General features: G+C 72.5%; 21 protein-coding genes. 8 read left to right on the forward strand and 13 right to left on the reverse strand.

What is annotated here, in order from left to right; translation table 11 throughout:
• Nucleotides 1-17: 17 nt before the first annotated feature.
• Together C1A33_RS05665 and C1A33_RS05670 are read right to left on the reverse strand one after the other, a co-directional pair.
• Nucleotides 18-794, reverse strand: a complete 777-nt coding sequence (locus C1A33_RS05665) for an aquaporin (RefSeq protein WP_101830459.1) — start codon at nucleotides 792-794, stop codon at nucleotides 18-20.
• Nucleotides 795-1269: 475 nt separating this feature from the next.
• Complete coding sequence (locus C1A33_RS05670; RefSeq protein WP_207770177.1) at nucleotides 1270-1944, reverse strand: NUDIX domain-containing protein; 675 nt, start codon at nucleotides 1942-1944, stop codon at nucleotides 1270-1272.
• Between the two features lie 547 nt (nucleotides 1945-2491).
• On the opposite strand from C1A33_RS05670, the gene efeU reads away from it, so the two are divergent.
• The 3 genes from efeU (at nucleotide 2492) to efeB (ending at nucleotide 5977) form a co-directional block, all read left to right on the forward strand.
• Nucleotides 2492-3409 carry an iron uptake transporter permease EfeU gene (gene efeU, locus C1A33_RS05675; RefSeq protein WP_243407227.1) on the forward strand — a complete coding sequence of 306 codons (918 nt, stop codon included), beginning with the start codon at nucleotides 2492-2494 and terminating at the stop codon, nucleotides 3407-3409.
• Between the two features lie 61 nt (nucleotides 3410-3470).
• Entirely contained in the window at nucleotides 3471-4625 is a 1155-nt protein-coding gene (efeO, locus tag C1A33_RS05685) for an iron uptake system protein EfeO (RefSeq protein ID WP_101830483.1), read from the forward strand.
• A 98-nt stretch (nucleotides 4626-4723) separates the two neighbouring features.
• The gene (gene efeB / locus C1A33_RS05690) at nucleotides 4724-5977 is read left to right on the forward strand and encodes an iron uptake transporter deferrochelatase/peroxidase subunit (RefSeq protein WP_101830460.1); all 1254 of its coding nucleotides are present in this window, start codon (nucleotides 4724-4726) and stop codon (nucleotides 5975-5977) included.
• 28 nt (nucleotides 5978-6005) lie between these two features.
• Here the strand turns inward: efeB and C1A33_RS05695 are convergent, their stop codons facing one another.
• The 5 genes from C1A33_RS05695 to C1A33_RS05715 all read right to left on the reverse strand — a co-directional run bounded on the left by C1A33_RS05695 (nucleotide 6006) and on the right by C1A33_RS05715 (nucleotide 10641).
• The gene (locus C1A33_RS05695) at nucleotides 6006-6791 is read right to left on the reverse strand and encodes an NUDIX hydrolase (protein WP_101830461.1); all 786 of its coding nucleotides are present in this window, start codon (nucleotides 6789-6791) and stop codon (nucleotides 6006-6008) included.
• Between the two features lie 48 nt (nucleotides 6792-6839).
• Nucleotides 6840-7592: a Clp protease N-terminal domain-containing protein gene (locus tag C1A33_RS05700; protein WP_243407228.1), complete on the reverse strand. Its 753-nt coding sequence runs from the start codon at nucleotides 7590-7592 to the stop codon at nucleotides 6840-6842.
• A gap of 544 nt (nucleotides 7593-8136) precedes the next feature.
• Nucleotides 8137-8397 carry a hypothetical protein gene (locus tag C1A33_RS05705; protein ID WP_101830462.1) on the reverse strand — a complete coding sequence of 87 codons (261 nt, stop codon included), beginning with the start codon at nucleotides 8395-8397 and terminating at the stop codon, nucleotides 8137-8139.
• Nucleotides 8398-8687: 290 nt separating this feature from the next.
• Nucleotides 8688-9608, reverse strand: coding sequence for a 5'/3'-nucleotidase SurE (locus C1A33_RS05710; RefSeq protein WP_243407232.1), 921 nt, complete (start codon nucleotides 9606-9608; stop codon nucleotides 8688-8690).
• Nucleotides 9609-9744: 136 nt separating this feature from the next.
• Nucleotides 9745-10641 (reverse strand): LysR family transcriptional regulator, encoded by an 897-nt coding sequence (locus C1A33_RS05715; RefSeq protein WP_101830464.1) that lies wholly within the window; start codon nucleotides 10639-10641, stop codon nucleotides 9745-9747.
• 125 nt (nucleotides 10642-10766) lie between these two features.
• Here C1A33_RS05715 and C1A33_RS05720 point away from each other — a divergent pair, with 125 nt between their 5' ends.
• Complete coding sequence (locus C1A33_RS05720) at nucleotides 10767-12227, forward strand: acyl-CoA carboxylase subunit beta (protein WP_101830465.1); 1461 nt, start codon at nucleotides 10767-10769, stop codon at nucleotides 12225-12227.
• Between the two features lie 32 nt (nucleotides 12228-12259).
• Here the strand turns inward: C1A33_RS05720 and C1A33_RS05725 are convergent, their stop codons facing one another.
• Complete coding sequence (locus C1A33_RS05725) at nucleotides 12260-12475, reverse strand: DUF397 domain-containing protein (protein WP_101830466.1); 216 nt, start codon at nucleotides 12473-12475, stop codon at nucleotides 12260-12262.
• Between the two features lie 5 nt (nucleotides 12476-12480).
• Entirely contained in the window at nucleotides 12481-13329 is an 849-nt protein-coding gene (locus C1A33_RS05730; RefSeq protein WP_101830467.1) for a helix-turn-helix domain-containing protein, read from the reverse strand.
• 264 nt (nucleotides 13330-13593) lie between these two features.
• On the opposite strand from C1A33_RS05730, the gene C1A33_RS05735 reads away from it, so the two are divergent.
• The gene (locus tag C1A33_RS05735; protein ID WP_133150568.1) at nucleotides 13594-13836 is read left to right on the forward strand and encodes a hypothetical protein; all 243 of its coding nucleotides are present in this window, start codon (nucleotides 13594-13596) and stop codon (nucleotides 13834-13836) included.
• 22 nt (nucleotides 13837-13858) lie between these two features.
• Here C1A33_RS05735 and C1A33_RS36275 read toward each other — a convergent pair whose 3' ends face one another.
• Together C1A33_RS36275 and C1A33_RS36280 are read right to left on the reverse strand one after the other, a co-directional pair.
• Nucleotides 13859-14380 carry an amidohydrolase family protein gene (locus C1A33_RS36275; RefSeq protein ID WP_243407229.1) on the reverse strand — a complete coding sequence of 174 codons (522 nt, stop codon included), beginning with the start codon at nucleotides 14378-14380 and terminating at the stop codon, nucleotides 13859-13861.
• Entirely contained in the window at nucleotides 14353-14790 is a 438-nt protein-coding gene (locus C1A33_RS36280; protein WP_243407230.1) for an amidohydrolase family protein, read from the reverse strand. The genes C1A33_RS36275 and C1A33_RS36280 overlap by 28 nt, the downstream gene beginning before the upstream one ends.
• A gap of 451 nt (nucleotides 14791-15241) precedes the next feature.
• On the opposite strand from C1A33_RS36280, the gene C1A33_RS05745 reads away from it, so the two are divergent.
• From C1A33_RS05745 to C1A33_RS05755, 3 genes are read left to right on the forward strand one after another with little or no spacing between them, the layout of a single operon-like run.
• A complete protein-coding gene (locus C1A33_RS05745) occupies nucleotides 15242-16525 on the forward strand; it encodes a cytochrome P450 (protein WP_101830469.1) in 1284 nt (427 codons plus the stop codon).
• The gene (locus C1A33_RS05750) at nucleotides 16525-16995 is read left to right on the forward strand and encodes a nuclear transport factor 2 family protein (RefSeq protein WP_101830470.1); all 471 of its coding nucleotides are present in this window, start codon (nucleotides 16525-16527) and stop codon (nucleotides 16993-16995) included. Before C1A33_RS05745 ends, C1A33_RS05750 begins: the two co-directional genes overlap by 1 nt.
• A gap of 43 nt (nucleotides 16996-17038) precedes the next feature.
• Nucleotides 17039-17884, forward strand: coding sequence for an SDR family NAD(P)-dependent oxidoreductase (locus tag C1A33_RS05755; protein WP_101830471.1), 846 nt, complete (start codon nucleotides 17039-17041; stop codon nucleotides 17882-17884).
• Between the two features lie 77 nt (nucleotides 17885-17961).
• On the opposite strand, the gene C1A33_RS05760 is transcribed toward C1A33_RS05755, so the two are convergent.
• Nucleotides 17962-18381 (reverse strand): Zn-ribbon domain-containing OB-fold protein, encoded by a 420-nt coding sequence (locus tag C1A33_RS05760; RefSeq protein WP_101830472.1) that lies wholly within the window; start codon nucleotides 18379-18381, stop codon nucleotides 17962-17964.
• Nucleotides 18382-18479: 98 nt separating this feature from the next.
• Nucleotides 18480-19643, reverse strand: coding sequence for a thiolase family protein (locus C1A33_RS05765; RefSeq protein WP_133150569.1), 1164 nt, complete (start codon nucleotides 19641-19643; stop codon nucleotides 18480-18482).
• Nucleotides 19644-19703: the final 60 nt, after the last annotated feature.

The following is a 19703-nucleotide window of genomic DNA, read 5'->3' on the forward strand; positions in this document are numbered from 1 at the left end:
GGGGTTTCGCGTCTTGGCTACTCGACCCGGCCGTTGATGAGGCGGGCGGTCTCCTGGGCGATCCGGTCGAGCGACTCCTGCGGCAGGTCCCGTTCCGCGGTGGACGCGCTGACCTGCGGGCCCGGTCGCAGGCCCAGGTAGGCGGCCGCGGCCAGGATCGCCCCGGTCGCCGGCGCCACGATGAACAGCCACAACTGGCCGAGCGCCCACCCGCCGACGAACACCGCCGGTCCCAGCGAGCGCGCGGGGTTCACCGACGTGCCGTCGAGCGGGATGCTGATGAGGTGGCACAGGGTGAGGACGAGCCCGATCGCCAGACCCGCGAAGCCGAACGGCGCGCGCACGTCGGTCGCGCCGAGAACGGTGAACACCAGCAGGGCGGTGAGCAGGATCTCGACGAGGAACACCCCGCCGAGGCCGAACCCGCCGGGTGAGTGGGTGCCGTAGCCGTTGGCGCCCAGTCCCAGGGTGCTGGGCGAGTAGCCGGCCGGGCCAGAGTCGGCCAGCAGCCAGACCGTCGCGGCGGCGACGATCGCGCCGGCGCACTGGGCCACCACGTAGCCGAGCGCGTGCCGCGGCTGGATCTTCCGGCACAGCAGCAGTCCCAGGGTCACCGCCGGATTGACGTGACAGCCGGAGATCGGCCCGATCACGTACACAAGCACGAGCAGGGACAGCCCGAAGGCGAGCGCGATCCCGAGCACGCCGACCACGGAACTGGCGAGCACCGCGGTCCCCACTCCACCCAGTACCAGGACGAACGTTCCGATTCCCTCCACCACGTATCTACGCACGCGGAACCCCCTCCGCCGCCGGGACGGCCCGCGGGCAGGTCTGACGGGCCCGGGAACACGTCCAGATATCCACTCCGAGTACCCGATTGATTCCACTCCGTGTCGGGTTTCACTCTGTGGATCACGCCGCGCACCCGCGAGGACCGGCCGACGCCTCGCCGCCGAAGCGGCGGAAATCCCGCCGCGCGGCCCGGCCGTGCACGTCACATACCGGACGGGGCGTATTGGCGGAAACCTCACCTGGCGGCAGTGTCCGATATCGGGACAATCTCGATGGCTTTCGCGGCCGGCCGGCCCGCGGGGCGGCGCCGGAATCGCCGACATTCTCCGTCTCGCCGGCGGGTCCGATACCCGGTCCGGCGACCCGGCTTCCCGTCAATGGCAGGCCGACGGAAGGTTGGGGAAGCAGGGACAACTCGCACAAATGCCAAAAGACGGCCGGTGCACCGGGCTGGCCCAGCTGGCCGGGGCTGGCTCAGCCGCCGGGCTGGGCCGGCTGCGGGCGGCGGGCCCGCGGGTGGTCCGCCGGCGCGAGCCCGGCGGACTGCCCGGTCATCAGGTCGCCGTACTCCAGGTAGCCGGCACGGCGGGAGGTACGGCGCAGCCGCGCGGCCGCCGCGACCCGGCGGGCGTGCAGCGGCGGCAGCAGCCCATCCACCTCGCCGAGCGGGACGAAGGCGAAGGCGACCAGCTCGTCCACGCCCAGCTGGATGCGCTCCCGCCAGCTGGGCGGGAGCAGGCCGCCGTCGAACACGAACAGCAGCATCTCGCCCTCGAGCCAGCCGTCCTTGGGGCGGGGAGCCCAGTCCACGGCCAGCAGGTCGCCGATCGGCGGGGTGATGCCGAGCTCCTCCTCGACCTCGCGGACGCAGGCCGCGTAGGGCGACTCCCCCGGTTCGACGAACCCGCCCGGGATGTCCCAGCCCGGCTTGTACGACGGGTCGACGAGCAGCACCCGGTCGTCCTCGTCGAAGAACAGGGCGCCGGCCGCGGTGTAGGGCCGGGCCATCGGCGGCAGTCCGTCCGTGGGCACCGCCCGGATCACGGTGGGCACGTCGTCACCCACCGGACAGTCGGTCACCTCGTCCGGCGTGCGCTGCGCGCGCCCGGCGCAATGCTCTCCGTCATGAGATCCACGTCCGGTCGTCATCCTGGAACTCTCACGATCCTCATTCATGCCCGTCATCATCCGGCATAGGACTGACGATCAGGCGATCAGATCCGCCGCGACCGCGGGCCAGTCGCTCCACCGATACCCGACCACGAAAGGAGCCACGTTGCCAGCGATTCGCGCCGCAACATGGAAGGCGGCACCCGGCGCGGGGCATGAAGTTCGATGCGACCGCATTGACGGGGACACCTAGTTCATTTCTCCGACATCTGCGGCGTCCACGCCGCGCCGGCCGGGGCCCTGGCACATACCGGCGGCGCCACCGGAACCCATACCGCCCCCGTGCGTCGGGCCACGGCCGACGGGCCGCCGCCCGCTCGGCGCCCGCGCGCCCGCCGGTCGCCCGTCATCGCAGGTGGCGGCACGTCCACGAGCCGCTCGGGCGAGGCCGCGACGCCGCGCACCGCCACGGAGACTTTTCTTGCCAATCCCGTTAGGTTGCCCTAACTTAGCTGAGGCTAACCGCAGGTCCGGGTAGGCGAGGGGCATTCCCGGGCCGGCGGGTGGAGACGAACGGAGGCCGGACTTGCTTCCCACCTTTGTGATCGGCCTTCGGGAAGGCCTGGAGGCCTCGCTGATCGTCGGCATCGTCGCCGCCTTCCTCCGCCAGCGTGACCGACGGGACGCGCTGCGCCAGGTCTGGCTCGGCGTCACGCTGGCCCTGCTGCTGTGCCTGGGCATCGGCGTCGTCCTCCACGTGGTCGACCAGGAACTGCCGCAGCGCGAACAGGAGGGCCTGGAGACCGTCATCGGGCTCATCGCGGTGGCCATGGTGACCTACATGGTCTTCTGGATGCGCCGGCACTCGCGGGACCTGCGCGGCTCGCTGGAGTCGGCCACCGCGTCGGCCCTGGAACATGGCTCGACCCGCGCGCTGGTGCTGATGGCGTTCCTCGCGGTACTGCGGGAGGGCTTCGAGACGGCCGTCTTCCTGATCGCCGCGTTCAACGCGAGCACCTCCCCGGCGTCCGCCGGGGGTGGCGCGCTCATCGGCGTGCTGGTCGCGGCGGCCGTCGGGTTCGGCATCTACCGCGGCGGCGTGCGGATCAACCTGTCGCGCTTCTTCCGCGTCACCGGGCTGGTCCTGGTGGTCATCGCCGCCGGCCTGCTGGCGATGGCGGCGCACACCGCGCACGAGGCCGGCTGGCTGAACACGGGCCAGGGTCGGACCTTCGACCTGAGCTGGCTCGTTCGCCCGGGCACGCCGCTGTCGAGCGTGCTCACCGGCGTGCTGGGGCTGCAGCCACGACCCGTCGTCGCCGAGGTCGTCGTCTGGGTGGTGTACCTGGTGCCGCTGGCCCTCTACGTCGCCTGGCCGGCGCGGCGCCGGCCAGGCGCCACGGCGGCCCCGGCGCCGGCGACAGCCGCCTCCGGTGCCTCCACCGGCACCACCGCCTCCACCGCCTCCACCGGCGCCAGCGGCACCCCGGCCACCGGACCCTGACCCCGCCCGCCGGCCACCGCACCACCTGTCAGAAGACAACACACCATGTTGGGGGCATCACGTGCGTCGCGCACCAGTCGCGTACAGCGCCATCGCCATTGTGATCGCGACGGGCGCCGTCGCATGCGGGGGAAGCGACTCGGGCGACTCCGGCGGCTCCGGCTCGACGGCCGCGAAGAAGACCGTCACCGTCACCCTGACCTCGAAGGGCTGTTCACCGGACACGGCGAACATCGAGTCGGGCCCGGTCACCTTCAAGATCGTGAACAAGGACGCCGGGGCCGTCACCGAGGCCGAGCTGATGAGCGGCGACACCATCCTCGGCGAGAAGGAGAACATCACCCCGGGCCTGTCGGGGACGTTCTCGCTCAACGTCAGGCCCGGCAAGTACCAGCTGTACTGCCCGGGTGGGTCCGGCCCGGAGAAGGTCGACTTCACCGTGACGCAGGCGAGCGGCGCGACCGCCACCCGCAGCGCGGCGGTGACCACGGCGCTGGCCACCGCCAACACCGGCTATGCCACCTACGTCCGCCAGCAGGTGTCGGAGCTGGTGACGAACACCGCGGCCTTCGTCACGGCGGTGAAGTCCGGTGATCTCGACCAGGCGGCGAAGCTGTACGGTCCGCCGCGGCTGAACTACGAGCGGATCGAGCCGGTCGCCGAGTCGTTCGGCGACCTCGACCCGGCGATCGACGCCCGCATCGACGACGCCCCCGACGAGGCGCACTGGTCCGGCTTCCACCGCCTGGAGAAGGCGATCTTCGCGGACAGGTCACTGGCCGGCACCGGGCCGATCGCCGACCAGCTGGGCACCGACGTCGGCAAGCTGAACACGCTGGTGGCGAAGGCGACCTTCCAGCCGGCGCAGATCGCCAACGGCGCCACGGAGCTGCTCAACGAGGTCGGCAAGTCGAAGATCACCGGCGAGGAGGAGCGGTACGCCAAGCTCGACCTGCTCGACATCCAGGGCAACGTCGACGGCGCGGACAAGGCGTTCACGCTGCTGGAGCCGGCGCTGAAGACGCTCGACCCGAAGCTCGCCACGACCGTGCGCACCCGCTTCACCGCCATGTACAAGGCCCTGGAGCCCTACAAGAAGGGCGACGGCTACGTCAGCTACGACACCGTCACCCAGGACCAGCGCCGCGGCCTGTCCCAGGCCGTGGACGCGCTGGCCGAGCCGTTGTCCCAGGTCGCGGGCACAGTCGTCGCCTAGCGCCGCCGGCAGGCAGGCATGGGGGCCCGGTGGCGACGCCGCCCGGCCCCCATGCCCAGGGCGACCCCACGTCCCCGGGAAGGTAAGGAGCGAACACCATGGTCGAGCGGATCAGCCTGTCGCGCCGGCGTGCCCTGTTCGGCGCCGCGGGTCTCGCCGGGGCCGGTGCGGTCGCCGCGACGGCCGCGGCCTGTTCGGACGACCCGCCGCCCGCGACGGCGGTGTCCCCGCGCGGGGTGGTGGCCTTCCACGGCCCCCGCCAGGCGGGCATCATCACCGACGCGCAGGACCGGCTCGCCTTCGCCGCCTTCGACGTCTCCGCCGGGGTGAGCAGGGAGGAGCTGCGCACGCTGCTCGTCGGCTGGACGGCGGCGGCGGCGCGGATGGCCGCCGGGCAGGCCGTCGCCGACGACGAGGCCGCGCCGCAGTCCCCGCCGCGCGACACTGGCGAGGCGATCGGCCTGACCGCCGGGAACCTGACGATCACCTTCGGGGTGGGGCCCAGCCTGTTCGACAACCGGTTCGGGCTGGCGTCACGGCGCCCGGCGGCGCTCGCCGACATCCCGCCGCTGCCCGGCGACAACCTCGACCCGCTGCGCAGTCGCGGCGACCTGTGCGTGCAGGCGTGCGCGGACGATCCGCAGGTCGCCTTCCACGCGGTGCGCAACCTGCGCCGGCTGGCCCAGGGCACGGCGGTGCTGCGCTGGTTCCAGCTCGGCTTCGGCCGGACCAGCACGACCAGTTCCGACCAGGACACCCCGCGCAACCTGATGGGCTTCAAGGACGGCACCAACAACATCAAGCGCGAGGACGCCGCGTCGCTGGACAAGCACGTCTGGGTCGGCGCCGACGGCGACCAGGCCTGGATGCGCGGCGGCACCTACGTCGTCACCCGCCGCATCCGGATGCTGCTGGAGTCCTGGGACCGCGACTACCTGCGCGACCAGGAGCAGGTGTTCGGCCGGGCGAAGGCCAGCGGCGCGCCGCTGGGCGCCGCCGAGGAGTTCGACCCGGTGCCGCTGGGCGCCAAGGACGCCGGCGGTGAGCTGATCATCGCCGCGGACGCCCACATCCGCCTCGCCGCCCCGGCCAGCAACGGCGGCGTGACGCTGCTGCGCCGCGGCTACTCCTACACCGACGGCGTCAACCAGGAGACCGGCCAGCTCGACGCCGGCCTGTTCTTCATCGCCTTCCAGCGCGACCCGCGCACCGGGTTCATCCCGGTCCAGCGCCGGCTCGCCGCGTCGGACGCCCTCAACGAGTACATCCAGCACACCTCGAGCGCCGTGTTCGCGGTCCCGCCCGGGGTACGCGACGGGCGCGACTACTGGGCCAGCGGCCTGCTCGCCTGAGCATCGCGGCGGCCCCCGGCCGATGACCTCAGTCGAGCAGGGCGGGGGCGCTCGGGTCGTCGAGGAAGGCGAACATCATCACCAGCTGTGCCGCCGTGTTGCGCCTGGCGGACAGCGGCGGCAGCGCGTCGCGGGCGAACCAGCCGACCTCGGACGTCTCCAGGCCCGCGCCGGCCGTCCCGCCGACCACCCGGCAGCGGATGAAGACCTTGTAGGTGTCGTTCGGGTACGGCGGGTGCGCGTGCCGGCGCTTGTCGAGGACGCCGAGCAGGCGCACCGGCTCCGCCTCCAGCCCCGCCTCCTCCCGGATCTCCTTGACGACGACCTCGGACGGAGTGAGCCCCACGTCCGCCCAGCCGCCGGGCAGCGCCCACCCGCCGTCCTCCTTCTCCCGGACGAGCAGGATCCGGTCACCGTCGAACAGCACCCCGCGGACGTCGACCTTCGGCGTCTGGTAACCGACCTCCCCGCCGAAGATGCCCTCCGCGACGGGGACGGTGACGGCGGCGCAGCGGGCCGCGATGCGGTAGCTGAGGTGGCGGAGCTGCTCGAACCGCTCCAGGTCGAAGGGGTCACGGGAGTAGGCGAGGCCTGCCTGGGCGATGGAGTGCAGTTCACGCACCCACGGCAGCCACTGCGGGTTGCGCGACCCGACGTCGATCCACGGCGGTTCGGTGCCGGCCGCCGCCACGGACGCGGGCACGGACGCGGGCACGGACGCGGGCACGGACGCGGGCACGGACGCGGGCACGGGCACGGGCGGGGACGCGGGCACGGGCGGGGACGCGCAGGGCGCGTCGGGATCGTCGCTCATGCGGTGATCCTCTCGCACCCCCTGAATTGAACCGGTCGCAGCCCGCTCTCACTCGGCCGCGGAGCGGCGGCCCACGACCAGGGAGGCGAGTGCCCGCTGGATGTTCTCCTCAGTGACGGCCGGGTCGACGCCGGCGTCGCTGAGAACCCCGGAACCGTCCTCCAGGGCCAGCAGGGCGAGCAGGATGTGCTCGGTGCCGACGTAGTTGTGGCCGAGCCGCAGGGCCTCCCGGAAGGTGAGCTCCAGCGCCTGCCGCGCGTCGGCGTCGAAGGGGACCAGGGCCGGCGTCTGCTCGACCGCGGGCGGCAGCGCCGCGGTGGCCGCCCGGCCGAGCTCGTCCAGGTCGATCCCCTGTTCCTGGAGGGCGTTGGCGGCGACGGCGCCGGTCTCGCCGATCAGTCCGAGGACGAGGTGGGCGGGGGTGATCGTGTCGTTGTGGGCGGTGTGCGCCGCGTTCTGCGCGGTGATGACGACGTTGCGGGCGCGGGGGGTGTAGCGGCTGAAGCCGGCGTCGCCCGGGTTCGCCGCGTCACCGGCGCCCTTCGGGACGAACCGCTTCTGCGCAGCCTGCTTGGTCACGCCCAGGCTGCGGCCGATCTCGGTCCAGGACGCGCCGGAGCGGCGGGCCTGGTCGACGAAGTGGCCGATCAGATGGTCGGCGACCTCACCGAGGTGGTCGGCGATCAGGACCGCGTTGGACAGCTGGTCCAGCGCGTCGTCGGGGTGTGCCGAGCGGATGCCGTCGATCAGGTCGTCGAGACGGACGGTGCGGGACATCCGAACGGACTCGCTCTCACTCATGCCGTCAACCATAGGTTGACGGCATGAGAGCGTCAACCGTGGGTTGACGGCACCCACGCGCGACGGGTTCCCTCACGGCTTGCCGTGGCAGCGTTCCGACAGCGTCACGGCGACCCGTGTCGCATAATCAGGGGCAACACGGACACCAAGTCCGGTATTCGCGACACGACGCCGCCATGCCCCGCACGCGCTTCCCACCTACGGGAAGTCCGCCCGGTACGCGGCTTACTGCGAGGCGGTGGGCGCCGCCCGGCCGCGCGCATGGCACCGTGTTCGTGAAGCATCAGAAAATACACGGCGGACACCGCGCCATTCGGCGGTGCATCGCTCATCAGGGAATGTGCCACAGCCAGGAGCCGGGCGCGGAGACCGGCCTTTCGAAACCACCTCGCCGAGAATCCGAACATCCGGCGCCGACCCGGCCATGGGATGAGGAGTATTCATGCGCGGCTATGCACTACGTGCCGCACGCCGTCGCGGACACCCTGTCGTGGGTGCGGGTGCGGGTGCGGGCCGCCGGCGGACGACGGCCCACACCGGACGGTCAGGAGGCGGCGGTACCGCGGTAGCCGACCGGGCCCTCACCCGGGAACTGCGCGGCCCCCTGGAAGGTGGCGCCGTTGTCGAAGAACAGGACGTTCCCGCTGCCCTGCGGTCCCGACCAGCTCACCTGCGTGCCGGTGGCGGGCCGGCCGGACTGCGGAACGACGCCGTTGCGGTTGCTGATGACGACCTGCAGGTCAGCGTCCTTGTGCCAGTCGGCGCCCGGGCCGCCCCACTGGATCTCGGTGTGGTAAAGGGCCATGTCTCCCACCTTTCATGTACGCGCAACCATTCCCGGCCGCGCCCGACCATGCCGACGAAAGAAAACACCATCCCGCGCCACCGACCCATGCCGCGACCCAGGACGCCGGCAGCTCACCACGTCGGCCGGAAAATGTGAGCCCCCGTTTCACCACCCGCTGCCAGAATCCTTGTGGCGACCGGGTGCAGAGCGAGCGTAACGAGACCGGAACTCGCTGACAACACCTTGTCGACAAAAACGCGGTACGGAATAGGCAGAGCCTAGTTTGCCCGTATTGCACCCGGGCCGGGTTATTCGGGCTGGCGGGCGGGGACGGTGGTCAGGGTCGCGAAGCCGGCGTTGAACGCGCCGACCTCGTCGTCTGACGTGATCGTGGCGGTGCAGGTCTGCGTCGTCCGGGTGGCCGCCGGGTCGGCCACCCTCGCCTCGCTGGCGAGCTCCCGCACCCCCCGGACCGCCCCACCGGCGAAGCAGTTCGGGACGTTCAGGTTGGCGACGGTCTGGGTGGCGGCGGACCCGCCCACGGCGCTCGCCGGCTGGCCCCCGGCCGCGGAGGTGGCGAGCAGGTTCGCGCGGTGCGCGGAGATCCAGGCGAGGACCTGCGCGACGGCGGGCCCGTAGTCGTAGGTGTCGCCGAGGCCGGCGCTCGCGGCCAGCGCCGGGATGCCCCGCCGCGCGGCGGCGCGGGCCGCGCCGACGGTGCCGGACGTGCCGAGATCGGGCCCGAGGTTCTGGCCCTCGTGGATCCCGGCGACGACGAGATCGGGCCGCAGGCCCAGATCGTCGAGGGCCACCGCGACGGCGTCCGCGGGAAAGCCGCTCACCTCGGTGGCGCGCTGGCCGGTGGCCGTCGTCGTGTCACCGTGGGTGATCTGGCCGCCGCTGCTCCGGTCGCCGGTGCCGCTCTGGTTGGCCGCCGGCGCCACGATGCGCACGGTCGTGCCCGGCAGGGTCGCGAGGGCGTGCGCGAGCGCGTCGACGCCGGCCGAGCCGACCCCGTCGTCGCTGGTGACGAGCACGTCGAGGACGGTGTCCACCGGCCTGGCCGTGGCCGTCGCGGCGGCTTTGGGACCGGCCGCGCCCGCCGGCGCGGTCGCGGTGGGCGCGGTGCTGGCGGGCGCGGGACCGGCGGGATCCTCGCCGGATCCGCACCCGGTGACGCAGCCGAGCAGGACCGCCGCCGCCGCGACGGTGAGCCGGGCGGGTTTCATGGCCACAACAGTGCTCCTGACCTGCGAAGACGCAAGGAAGTCAGCGGGATCGGTGCCGGTTGGTACACCTTTTACCGGCTACCTCGCGTCATGTCATCCCGCTGGCGGCGTCGAGCAGCCGACAGGCGGGGTCGGGTCAGGCCCGTGACCGGGACGCGGGCTCCGGCGGGTACGCCGCCGCGGTGCTGGCCGCGACGCGGACGAAGGCGGCGACGGCCATGGAGCACGAGGAGCGCGGCCAGGCGACCACCAGGGTGCACGGGACCAGGTCGCGGACGTTGCGGTACGCGAGGCCGGGTCGCGGGTGGCGGCGCGCGACCGAGAGCGGCGCGAACCAGACCACGCCGCCGAGCTCGACCAGGTGGAAGATCTGCGCGAGGTCCAGCCGCGGCCCACTCCCCGAGGCCGCGCCAGGGGCGAGGGTGCCGCCGTCGACGTCCGCGGGCTGGCCGTCGGGCAGGACCCTGCCGGCGAGGTCGGCGAGGCACAGGGTTGAGCGGGCGGCCAGCGGGTCCGCGGCGGCGAGCGCGACCAGGCGTGGCTCGGTCAGCAGCGGTTCGAGGTCCAGCTCGCGGTCGTCGAAGGGGGTGGCGACGAGCGCGACGTCGGCTCGGCCGTCCCGCAGCGCCGGGGTCTGGTCACCGCGCCCGCCGAGCAGCAGTTCCACCGGCAGCGACGCCCGCTCGCGGCGATAGGCGTCGAGGATCCGCGACAGCAGCCCGGCGTCGTGGTCGGCGGCGAGCCGCAGCCCGGGCCCGCCGCCACCGGCGCGGCGCGCCCGGCGCTCGGCGGCGCTGACCGCGTCGAGGGCGGTGCGGGCCTCGCGCAGCAGGACGTCGCCGGCCGTGGTGAGCGCGACCTGGCGGGTGGTGCGCTCGAACAACTGGACGCCGAGCTGGCGTTCGAGATCGCGGATCGCCCGGGACAGCGGCGGCTGCGCCATTCCCAGCCGGCTGGCCGCCCGCCCGAAATGCAGCTCCTCGGCCACGGCGACGAAGTACCGCAACTGCCGCGTCTCCAGCTCGCCGCCCATACCGGCAGGGTATCAACCGGCCTGCCGGCGCTTGAGCTGGCTTATAGGGAGACGAAAGGCCGGCGCCGCATCATCGGAAGAGGTCGTACGGCCGTCGGCGGGACGATCCGCGGGAGAGGGGCGTCATGGCGGAGGTAACGAGCGGCGAGCGGGTACGGCTTGTCGTCCCGGAACAGGATGTCCGCGGCCCACACCGACGGCTGTCCGCGCTGTTCGATCCCGGCACGTTCGCGGCGTTCCCCACGGTCGCCGCCAGCCGGGTGGCGGCGGGGCGCGGCCGGGTCGACGGGAGCGAGGTGGTCGCCTTCTGCACGGACGCGACCCGGATGGGTGGTGCCCTCGGCGCGGACGGCGCCGGGCAGATCGTCGCGGCGATCGAGGAGGCGGTGCGGACCGGGCAGCCGGTGATCGGGCTGTGGCACTCCGGCGGGGCGAGTCTCGCCGAGGGGGTGCAGGCCCTCGACGGCATCGGCCGGATCTTCGCCGCGATGATCCACGCGTCGGGCCGGGTCCCGCAGGTCTCGGTGGTGCTCGGGCCGGCGGCGGGCGGCGCGGCGTACGGGCCGGCGCTGACCGACGTCGTCATCATGGCGCCGGCCGGCCGGGTGTTCGTCACCGGACCGGACGTCGTGCGCAGCGTGACCGGCGAGGTGATCGACATGGCGGGGCTCGGTGGCCCGCAGGCGCACGGTCGCCGCTCCGGGGTGGTACACGTGCTGGCCACCTCGGAGGGTGACGCGCTGGCCCGGGCCCGGCGGATCACCTCGCTGCTGACCGGGCAGCCGCGCTTCGCCCTCGACCCGGCCCGCGACGACGAGCTCGATCCGGGTGAGGCCGCGCGGCCCGACCCGCGCACGCTGCTGCCGGAGCGTCCGCGGCGCGCCTACGACGTACGGCCACTGGTGCTGCGCCTGCTCGACGAGGGGCCGCATCCGTTCGAGGAGCTCCAGCCGCGATGGGCGGCGAACGCGGTGATCGGGCTCGGGCGGCTGTACGGGCAGGCGGTCGGGGTCATCGCGAACAACCCGATCCGCAAGGGTGGCTGCCTGGATTCGCTGAGTGCGGAGAAGATCTCCCGGTTCGTGCGGATGTGCGACGCCTTCGGCCTTCCCCTGGTGGTGCTCGTCGACGTGCCCGGCTACCTGCCCGGGGTGGGCCAGGAGTGGGAGGGCGTCGTGCGGCGCGGGGCCAAGCTGCTCTACGCGTTCGCCGAGGCGACCGTGCCCCGAGTGACGCTGGTGACCCGCAAGTCGTTCGGCGGGGCGTACATCGCGATGAACTCGCGGTCACTCGGGGCCACCGCCGTGCTCGCCTGGCCGGAGGCGGAGGTCGCGGTGATGGGCGCCGAGGCCGCGGTCGGAATCCTGCACCGGCGGGCCCTCGCCGCGGCGGGCGAATCCGACCGGCCGGCACTGCTCGCCCGACTCGCCGAGGAACACGCGCTGGCGGCTGGCGGGGTTGACCGCGGGCTGGCCCTCGGCGTCATCGACGCCGTCATCGAGCCGACCGACACCCGCCGCCGCATCGCCGAGGCTCTCGCCGACGCGCCGCCGCGGCGCGGCCGCCATGGCAACATCCCGCTGTAGCCGGGTTCGGCACGCGCCGCGGTCGGCGGCTTTCAGAGGTCGAACTCGCCGGCACGCACGCCGGCGACGAACGCGGCCCACTCCTGCGCGGTGTAGATCTGAGGCCGAACGTCCGGGTCCTTGCTGTCCCGCACGGCGACGCCGAGACCGCCGGGAATACGGGCGACCTCGACGCAGGCGCGTTCTCCGTCGCTGTGGCTGCTCTTCACGAACGTGAGCTGTGCGGGATCGAAATCGATCTTATTCATGATGGCTATTCCTCGCTTATTGTCCTGATCAGCTGAACCGACTCGTCCGGCGGCATCGCGATGACGGCCAGCTCGTCAAGCATCCGCTTGTAGCGGGCCGTGGCGCCCGGTTTCTCCACATACAGGCTGCTTCCGACCTCCTCGACGTACACGACGTCGGCGCAGACGTCCTCGGGGAACGCCAGGATCGTGAAGGACCTGCCGACGGCGGGGTGCCAGCCCCGGCCGAACGGCAGCACCTGGAGCGTAATGTTCGGCCGCTGCGCGCAGCTGACCAGGTGGCGAAGCTGATCACGGAAGACCTCCGGACCCCCGATCGGCCGGCGCAGCACCGCCTCGTCCATGATCACTCGCAGGTGGGGCGGGTTGGCGTCGGCGAGTCGGTGCTGGCGTTCGAGCCGCAGGCGAACCCGGCGGTCGACCTCGCTCACGCTGGCGCCCGGCGCCGCGCCCCGGATCAGGACCGTCGCATAGGCGGGCGTCTGGAGCAGGCCCTCGATGAAGCCGCAGGTGAACGCGGAGACCGTGGCGGCGCCGGCCTCGAGGCCGAGGTAGAGCTCGAAGTCCTGGGGCACGGCGTCGCTGAAGGTGTGCCACCAGCCGACCGCGCGGGTGTCGCGCCCCAGATCGACGAGCTCGGCCCGTGTCGCCGCGTCCCGGACGCCATAGAGGTCGAGCAGGTCCTCGATGTCCATCTGCTTGAACGGCACATGGCCGTTCTCCATGCGGCTCACCTTGCTCTCGGTGGCCCGCAAGACCTTCGCCGCTTCCCTCATCGTGAGACCAGCCACGAGGCGAAGACGCTTGAGCTCTGCACCGAGCTTGCGGCGACGCATGGTCGGTGCGGCGGTCATCCGGGACAAGGCGCTCCTCACTTCTGGGCCCCGTGATCGTAGCCTGCCGCAACGAGTAAGGGCCTGCCGAGGAAGCAGCCACCAATGAGACCACAAATCTTGCCTACGCACTTGCCTGCGCACGTGCATAAAGTCGCTTTCACTGGCGGGGACGCACTGGTTCCCCGCCAGCCGCTGTCCCCTGCCGCAGGCAGGGGCCCGGCAGGGGACAGCACCTTCCCGCCGTCGAGAAGGAGAGGCCGCGTGAGCCGAGCGGATTCGTCGTTGTTCGCAGTCATTGAGCAGACAAGCTCCGGGCCGGTGATCCAGGGCGGGTTCCACTCGTCCGCCGAAGCAGATCTATGGGGTTCGAAGAACGTCAACGGGCCATACTCCGTCGGGCCGATGTTCCTGCCGACGGCCGCGTTGCACCGTAGACGGAGCACTCCGGTGCGCTATTCCGCGGGGGCGCACCTGCCGGACGCGTTGCTGCGCGTCCTCATCCGCCGCCCCACCGGAACCGTCTGACCGGCGGGGCGGCTGGAGTGGGTCAGTCCAGGGCGGGCGTCACCGTGTCCCGGCCCGAGCGCAGCACCCGGCCGCCGAGGTCGCCGGTGTAGGCGCCGTCACGGACGATCTCGGTGCCGGCGACGAGCACATGGCCGATCCCGGCCTCGCCGTAGAGGCGCCCGGCGCCGCCGGGCAGGTCGAAGCGGGTCTCGACCGGCTGGCGCGCGATCGTCGCGTCGTCGAACACGACGATGTCGGCGATGGCACCCGGGGCGAGGCGGCCGCGGTCGCGCAGGCCGTACAGGCGGGCCGGGACGTCGGTGATCAGGTGGACCGCCTCCTCCAGACCGATCACCCCGAACTCGCGCACCCCATGCTGGAGCAGCGCGGTGCTGTAGCTGAAGAACGCGAGCATGTCGAGGTGGGCGCCGGCGTCGGACGCGCCGATCACGGCCCGCGGGTCGCGCCACACCCGGGCCCGGGCCTCCCAGTCCGCCCGGTCCGGGACGAGCAGCGGATTGGTGAAGGTGGTCTTCAGCTCGTCCGCGACGACGATGTCCATGAGCACGTCGAACGGGTCGCGGCGGCCGGGGCGGCGCGGGAGGGCACCGGCCGGCCGGCGGCGTCGTGATGGCTCTGCGCCCAGGTCGAGGAGAAGCCGACGCCGCCGGCGCGCAGGCCCGCGCGCAGCAGCTCCTTCATCGCCTCGAGCTCGGCGGCGGTGGCGGCCCGCTCGGTGGCCTCGCCGCCCATGACGACCCGGCGGATCGCCGAGTGGCCGACCAGGCGGGTGTGCACGTCGACGAAGCCCGGCGCGATGACACGGCCGCCGGCCTCGATCGTGCGGCGGCCTCCCTCGGACACGGCGTCGATCTCGACGATGCGGCCGTCGTCGACGGCGACGTCGGCCACGCGCGCCGGCGCGCCGGTTCCATCGACGACGCGGCCGCCGCGAACCACCAGATCATGCATCGGGCACAGGTCCTTTCCTGCCGGACGAAGGCCGCGGGCCGGGGTGCCGCGCGGCGGCGAAGGCGGCGGGGGATAGTGGCCGGGCCCGCGCGCCGGACGCCCGCGAAAAGCGGTTCCAGACGGGGCGTCCGGGAGATAGACACAGCACGTACTACGCGCACGCGGACCGACACCGGGAGCAGGGCTCGGGATATCACGCCGCCAGGTCCTGGAGATTGATGGTAGGCCACCGGGCCACCGGGCAGCAAGGGTTAATTCCGGCTGCGCGCCGGACAGACGGGAGCCCGGTGCGGACATTTCGCCCACGTTTCGGCTGGTCGTCGCCGGTCGACTACGCGGGGCGCTCGTCTCGGGCGCCGCCGCACACCGGTGTTGACACGTCACCGAGCACTCTGTACAAACATCAGATGTTCAGGGGGTGACCCGGATGACGTCGCTGCGAGGAGCGCCGATGGCGAACGATCTGATCGACCAGGGAATCGACCGCCTGTTATCTCACGATCCGGGCATGCTGCGCTGCCCCTACCAGCTCTACACGCAGGCGCGGGAAAGTCGGCCGGTGTTCTGGTCGGAGGCGATCGGCGCGTACATCGTCACCCGTCACGAGGACGTCGTGGCGGTGGCCCGGGACACCGAGACGTTCTCCAACCGTGACTCCGCCATTCCGGGCCCGGCCCGGCGCGCCGACGTGGCGGCCATCGAGAAAATCACCCGTGGCCTGGCCGAGTTCGACGACGCGCGCGACGACTATCCGTTCGTCGACTTCCCCCAGGTCCTCTCCGACGCCGACGCGCCGGCGCACGGGATGCACCGCCGAATGGTGCTGCGGGCACTCTCCGCGAAACGTGTCCGAGCGCTCGGTGACGTCATCTCGGCAATATGCGACGAGCTGGTGGACGCGGTCCTTCCGGCCGGCCGCTGTGAACTGGTCACCGATCTCGCCCGGCCGCTTCCGAGCCGGGTCATCCTCACCGCGCTCGGTATTCCGGAATCCGAAAGCCCGGCCATCTCGGCGATGATCGACGGCATCGGGCTGCCGGTCGGAAACCCGCATCTGACCCCTGAGCAGCAGCTCGAGCGGCTGCGCTGCCACCGTGACTTCTCGGCGTACTTCCGCCAGCTGCTCGCCGACCGCCGCCGCGAGCCCCGCGACGACCTGGTCAGCGTGATCGCCAACGCGGAGGCGGGCGAGGCGCAGCTCACCGAGCCCGAGCAGCTCAGCCTGGTGATGCAGCTCGTCTCCGCGGGCCACGAGACCACCACCCGACTGATCGCGGCGACGATGCTCCACCTGCTCGGCGACGACGAGCTGCGCCGCCGGGTCCTCGCCGAGCCCGACGCGCTCGGCACCGTCATCGACGAGGTCCTGCGGCTCGAATCCCCCGTGCAGGGAATCTTCCGGCTCACCACCCGGCCGACCCGGATCGGCGACGTCGACATCCCGGCGGACGCGGTCATATGGATCCTGTGGGCGTCGGCCAACCGCGATCCCGAGTATGTCGAGTGCCCCGAGCGGCTTCGGCTCGACCGGCCTGATTCCAAGTCGCATCTCGCCTTCGGGCACGGCCAGCATTTCTGCCCCGGCGCACAGCTCGCCCAGCTCGAGGCCAGGATCGCCGTGCGGACACTGCTGGAACGGCTGCCGAACCTGCGGCTCGACATTCCGGCCGACGAGGTTCCGTTCCTGCCCAGTATCGTCATGCACGGGCCGGTCACCATGCCGGTCTCCTTCTGATGTCCTTCCCGGCCGCCGACCGGCCGGACGCGTTGTGGACCCTGCTCGCCATCGAGGAGATCAAGGCGCTGAAGGCGCGTTACTTCCGCTGCCTCGATCTCAGGCTGTGGGATGAGCTGGCCGGCGTCTTCAGCGAGGACGTGCGTTTCAACCGGGTGGATCTGGACGGCAACGAGGAATGGCTCCAAGGCCGGGAGGCGGTCATGGCCTACACCGTGCCGGCGCTTACCCCGGTGCGCTCGGTACATCACGGCCACACCCCGGAGATACACGTGTATCCGCCCGACCGGGCGACGGGTGTGTGGGCGATGGAGGACCGCGTGTGGTGCCCGGACGGAAAGCCCTTCGTCTCGATGCACGGTTTCGGTCACTACCACGAGACCTACAGCCTGACCGAGGCGGGCTGGCAGATATCCGTCCGGCGCCTGACCCGCATTCATCTGGAGATCGTGCACGCGCCGGAGCAGTAGCGGTGGGAGCGCCGACCCCATCCCCAGGCCCGAGAAGACAGCCGTGGCAGCGAAGGAGAACATGATGGAAGGTCGACTGGCGGATCGGACGTATCTGGTCACCGGCGCCGCGAGCGGAATCGGAACGGAGATCTGCCGCCGGTTCGTCGCGGAAGGCGCCCGGGTCGTCGTCGCGGACCTGCAGGTCGAGCAGGGCGAGGCGACGGCGAAGGAACTCGGCGACACCGCCCGTTTCGTGCGCATGGACGTCTCCCGGGAGGCCGACGTCGCCGCCGGAGTCGACTTCGCGGTGGCCGAGTTCGGCGCGCTCGACGGCCTGGTGAGCAACGCCGGGTTCGTCGGCGCGGTCGGGCCGATCGCCTCGATCGACGTCGCGACCTGGTCGCGCACGATCGAGGTGCTGCTCGGCGGGGTGTTCCTCGGCACCAAGCACGCCGCGCGGGTGATGGTCCCGCGCGGACAGGGCGTGATCGTCAACATGGCGAGCACGGCGGCCCTGCTCGGCGGCCGCGGCGCGCACGCGTACAGCGCCGCGAAGGCCGGCGTCGTCGGCCTGACCCGCTCGGTGGCCGGGGAACTCGCTCCGCAGGGCATCCGGGTCAACGCGATCGCCCCCGGCACGATCATGACGCCGCTGATCGACGGGGTGATGGAGGGCCTCGGCTCGTCCGGGTTCGACCACGACGCGCTGGAGGAGGCGCTGCGCCAGGACTCGCCGCTGCGCCGCGCCGGCCGCCCCGAGGACGTCGCCGCCGCCGCCGCGTACCTGGTCAGCGACGACGCCCGCTTCGTCACCGGGCACGTGCTCGTCGTCGACGCCGGCCAGACCTCCGCCCCGACCACCGCTCCCCTGGTCGCCACCGCCGCCGGCCAGATCGGGCTCCGCTGAGCGATGGACGCCGGTGAGGGGCCGATCGGTGCGCATCCCGCATCGACCGGCCCCTCACCCGTTCCGCGACGCGCGGGCTAGGCTTGATCGTCCAGGACGAACAGCGGGGCGCGCAGGCCGAGATCGTCGTCGACGATCTTCATGCGCACCGCGGCGCCGATCGCCAGCGGCGCGTCGGGCGTGTCGGCGAGCCGGCTGACCAGCCGCACGCCGGGGGCCTCGACCGGCTCGACGAGGCCCACCGTGAACGGCGTCGCCAGGTTCATCCCGGGGAATCCGTGGTGGACCCGGGTGAAGGTGAACACCGTGCCGCGGGCCGGCGTCTCCGTCCAGTCGTAGTGGGCGCCCGCGCAGGCCGGTCCGGCCGGCGACGGGTACCACTCCCAGCCGCCGCAGGACGAGCAGCGCGGCAGCAGCAGCCGTCCCGCCCCGATGCCACGCCAGAACGGCGCGACGAGGTCGTCGTCGAGCGGGCGGGCGGCGAGCACAGCGGTCATCGGAACTCCTCGGAGCCGGCGGCGTCGGTCAGGATCGGGGTCGGCCAGGGGCCGAGTGTCGATCAGGGGTGCGGTGTCGACCAGGGGTGCGGTGTCGATCAGGGGCGGGTGAGGACGAGGGTGGCGTGGTCGGGGATGCCGAGGCCGGCGACGGCGGCGACCCGGGCGCCGGCGACCTGCGCGTCCGCCCGTTCCCCGCGCAGCTGCCGGACGGCCTCGACGACGTGGCTGCCGCCGACCATGTAGGAGTGGGCGAGCAGACCGCCGTGGGTGTTCACCGGCCGCCGGCCGCCAGGGGCGACCGCGCCCGACGCGACCAGCTCACCGCCGCCGCCCTTGGGCGCGAACCCCATGTCCTCCAGCTGCAGCAACAGCGAGATCGTGAAGCAGTCGTAGATCTCGACGAGGTCGACGTCGGCCGGGCCGATACCCGCCTGCGCGTAGGCGCGCCGGGACGAGTCGGCGGCGGCCGTCGTCAGCAGGTCCGGCGCCTGGGTGAAGTAGTCGGAGAAGGTGGTGTGCTTGCTCGCCACCGCGCAGCCGGCGACCTCCACGGGTGGTCGTCGCAGGTCACGGGCCCGCTCCTGGGAGGTCAGGACGTAGGCGACGCCGCCGTCGTTGATCAGGCAGCAGTCGCTGCGCCGCAGCGGCTCGGCGACGGGCGCCTCGGCCAGGTAGTCGTCGACGCTCAGCGGCTTCGTCCGGATCGCCCCGGGGGTGAGGGCGGCGTGCGCGCGTGCCGAGACCGCCAGTCCCCCGAGCGTCTCGGTCAGGCCGCCGAACTCGTGGTCGTAGCGCCGCGCCGTGCCGGCGAAGTAGACGGCCTGGCCGTGCCAGCCGAACGGCATCTCCAGCGCGGCCTTCACCGGGTCGGCGGCGTGGATGCCGGTGGCGCCGGCCGACGCGCGGCTCATGCTCAACCCGAAGTAGACGACGATGGTGGACGCCAGGCCCGCCGCGATCGCCGCGGCGGCGACCGCGGGCGCCCCGACCAGCCCGGCGCCCGCCTTCTGCAGCCGCAGGCCGAAGCCGCGCTCCTCGGCGCCGATCGCCGCGGCGACCAGGTCGACCGGCGTGTCGTGCGGGCCGCCGGTGCCCTCCAGCAGGAAGCCGTCCACGTCGCGGCCGTCGAGGCCGGCGTCGGCGAGGGCCGCGCGCACCGCGTCGACGGCGAGCTGGGTCGCCGACCGCGGATCACCCCTGGTGAACGACGTCTCGCCCACCCCGACGATCGACACTCCGAGATCCCTGGTTCCACTCATCCCTGCCTCGCATCCCTCCGCTGTCGCCTCATGCCGCCAGGCCCCGCCCCGCCAGCTCCC

This window comes from Frankia canadensis (genome assembly GCF_900197875.1).
Taxonomy (GTDB): domain Bacteria; phylum Actinomycetota; class Actinomycetes; order Frankiales; family Frankiaceae; genus Frankia; species Frankia canadensis.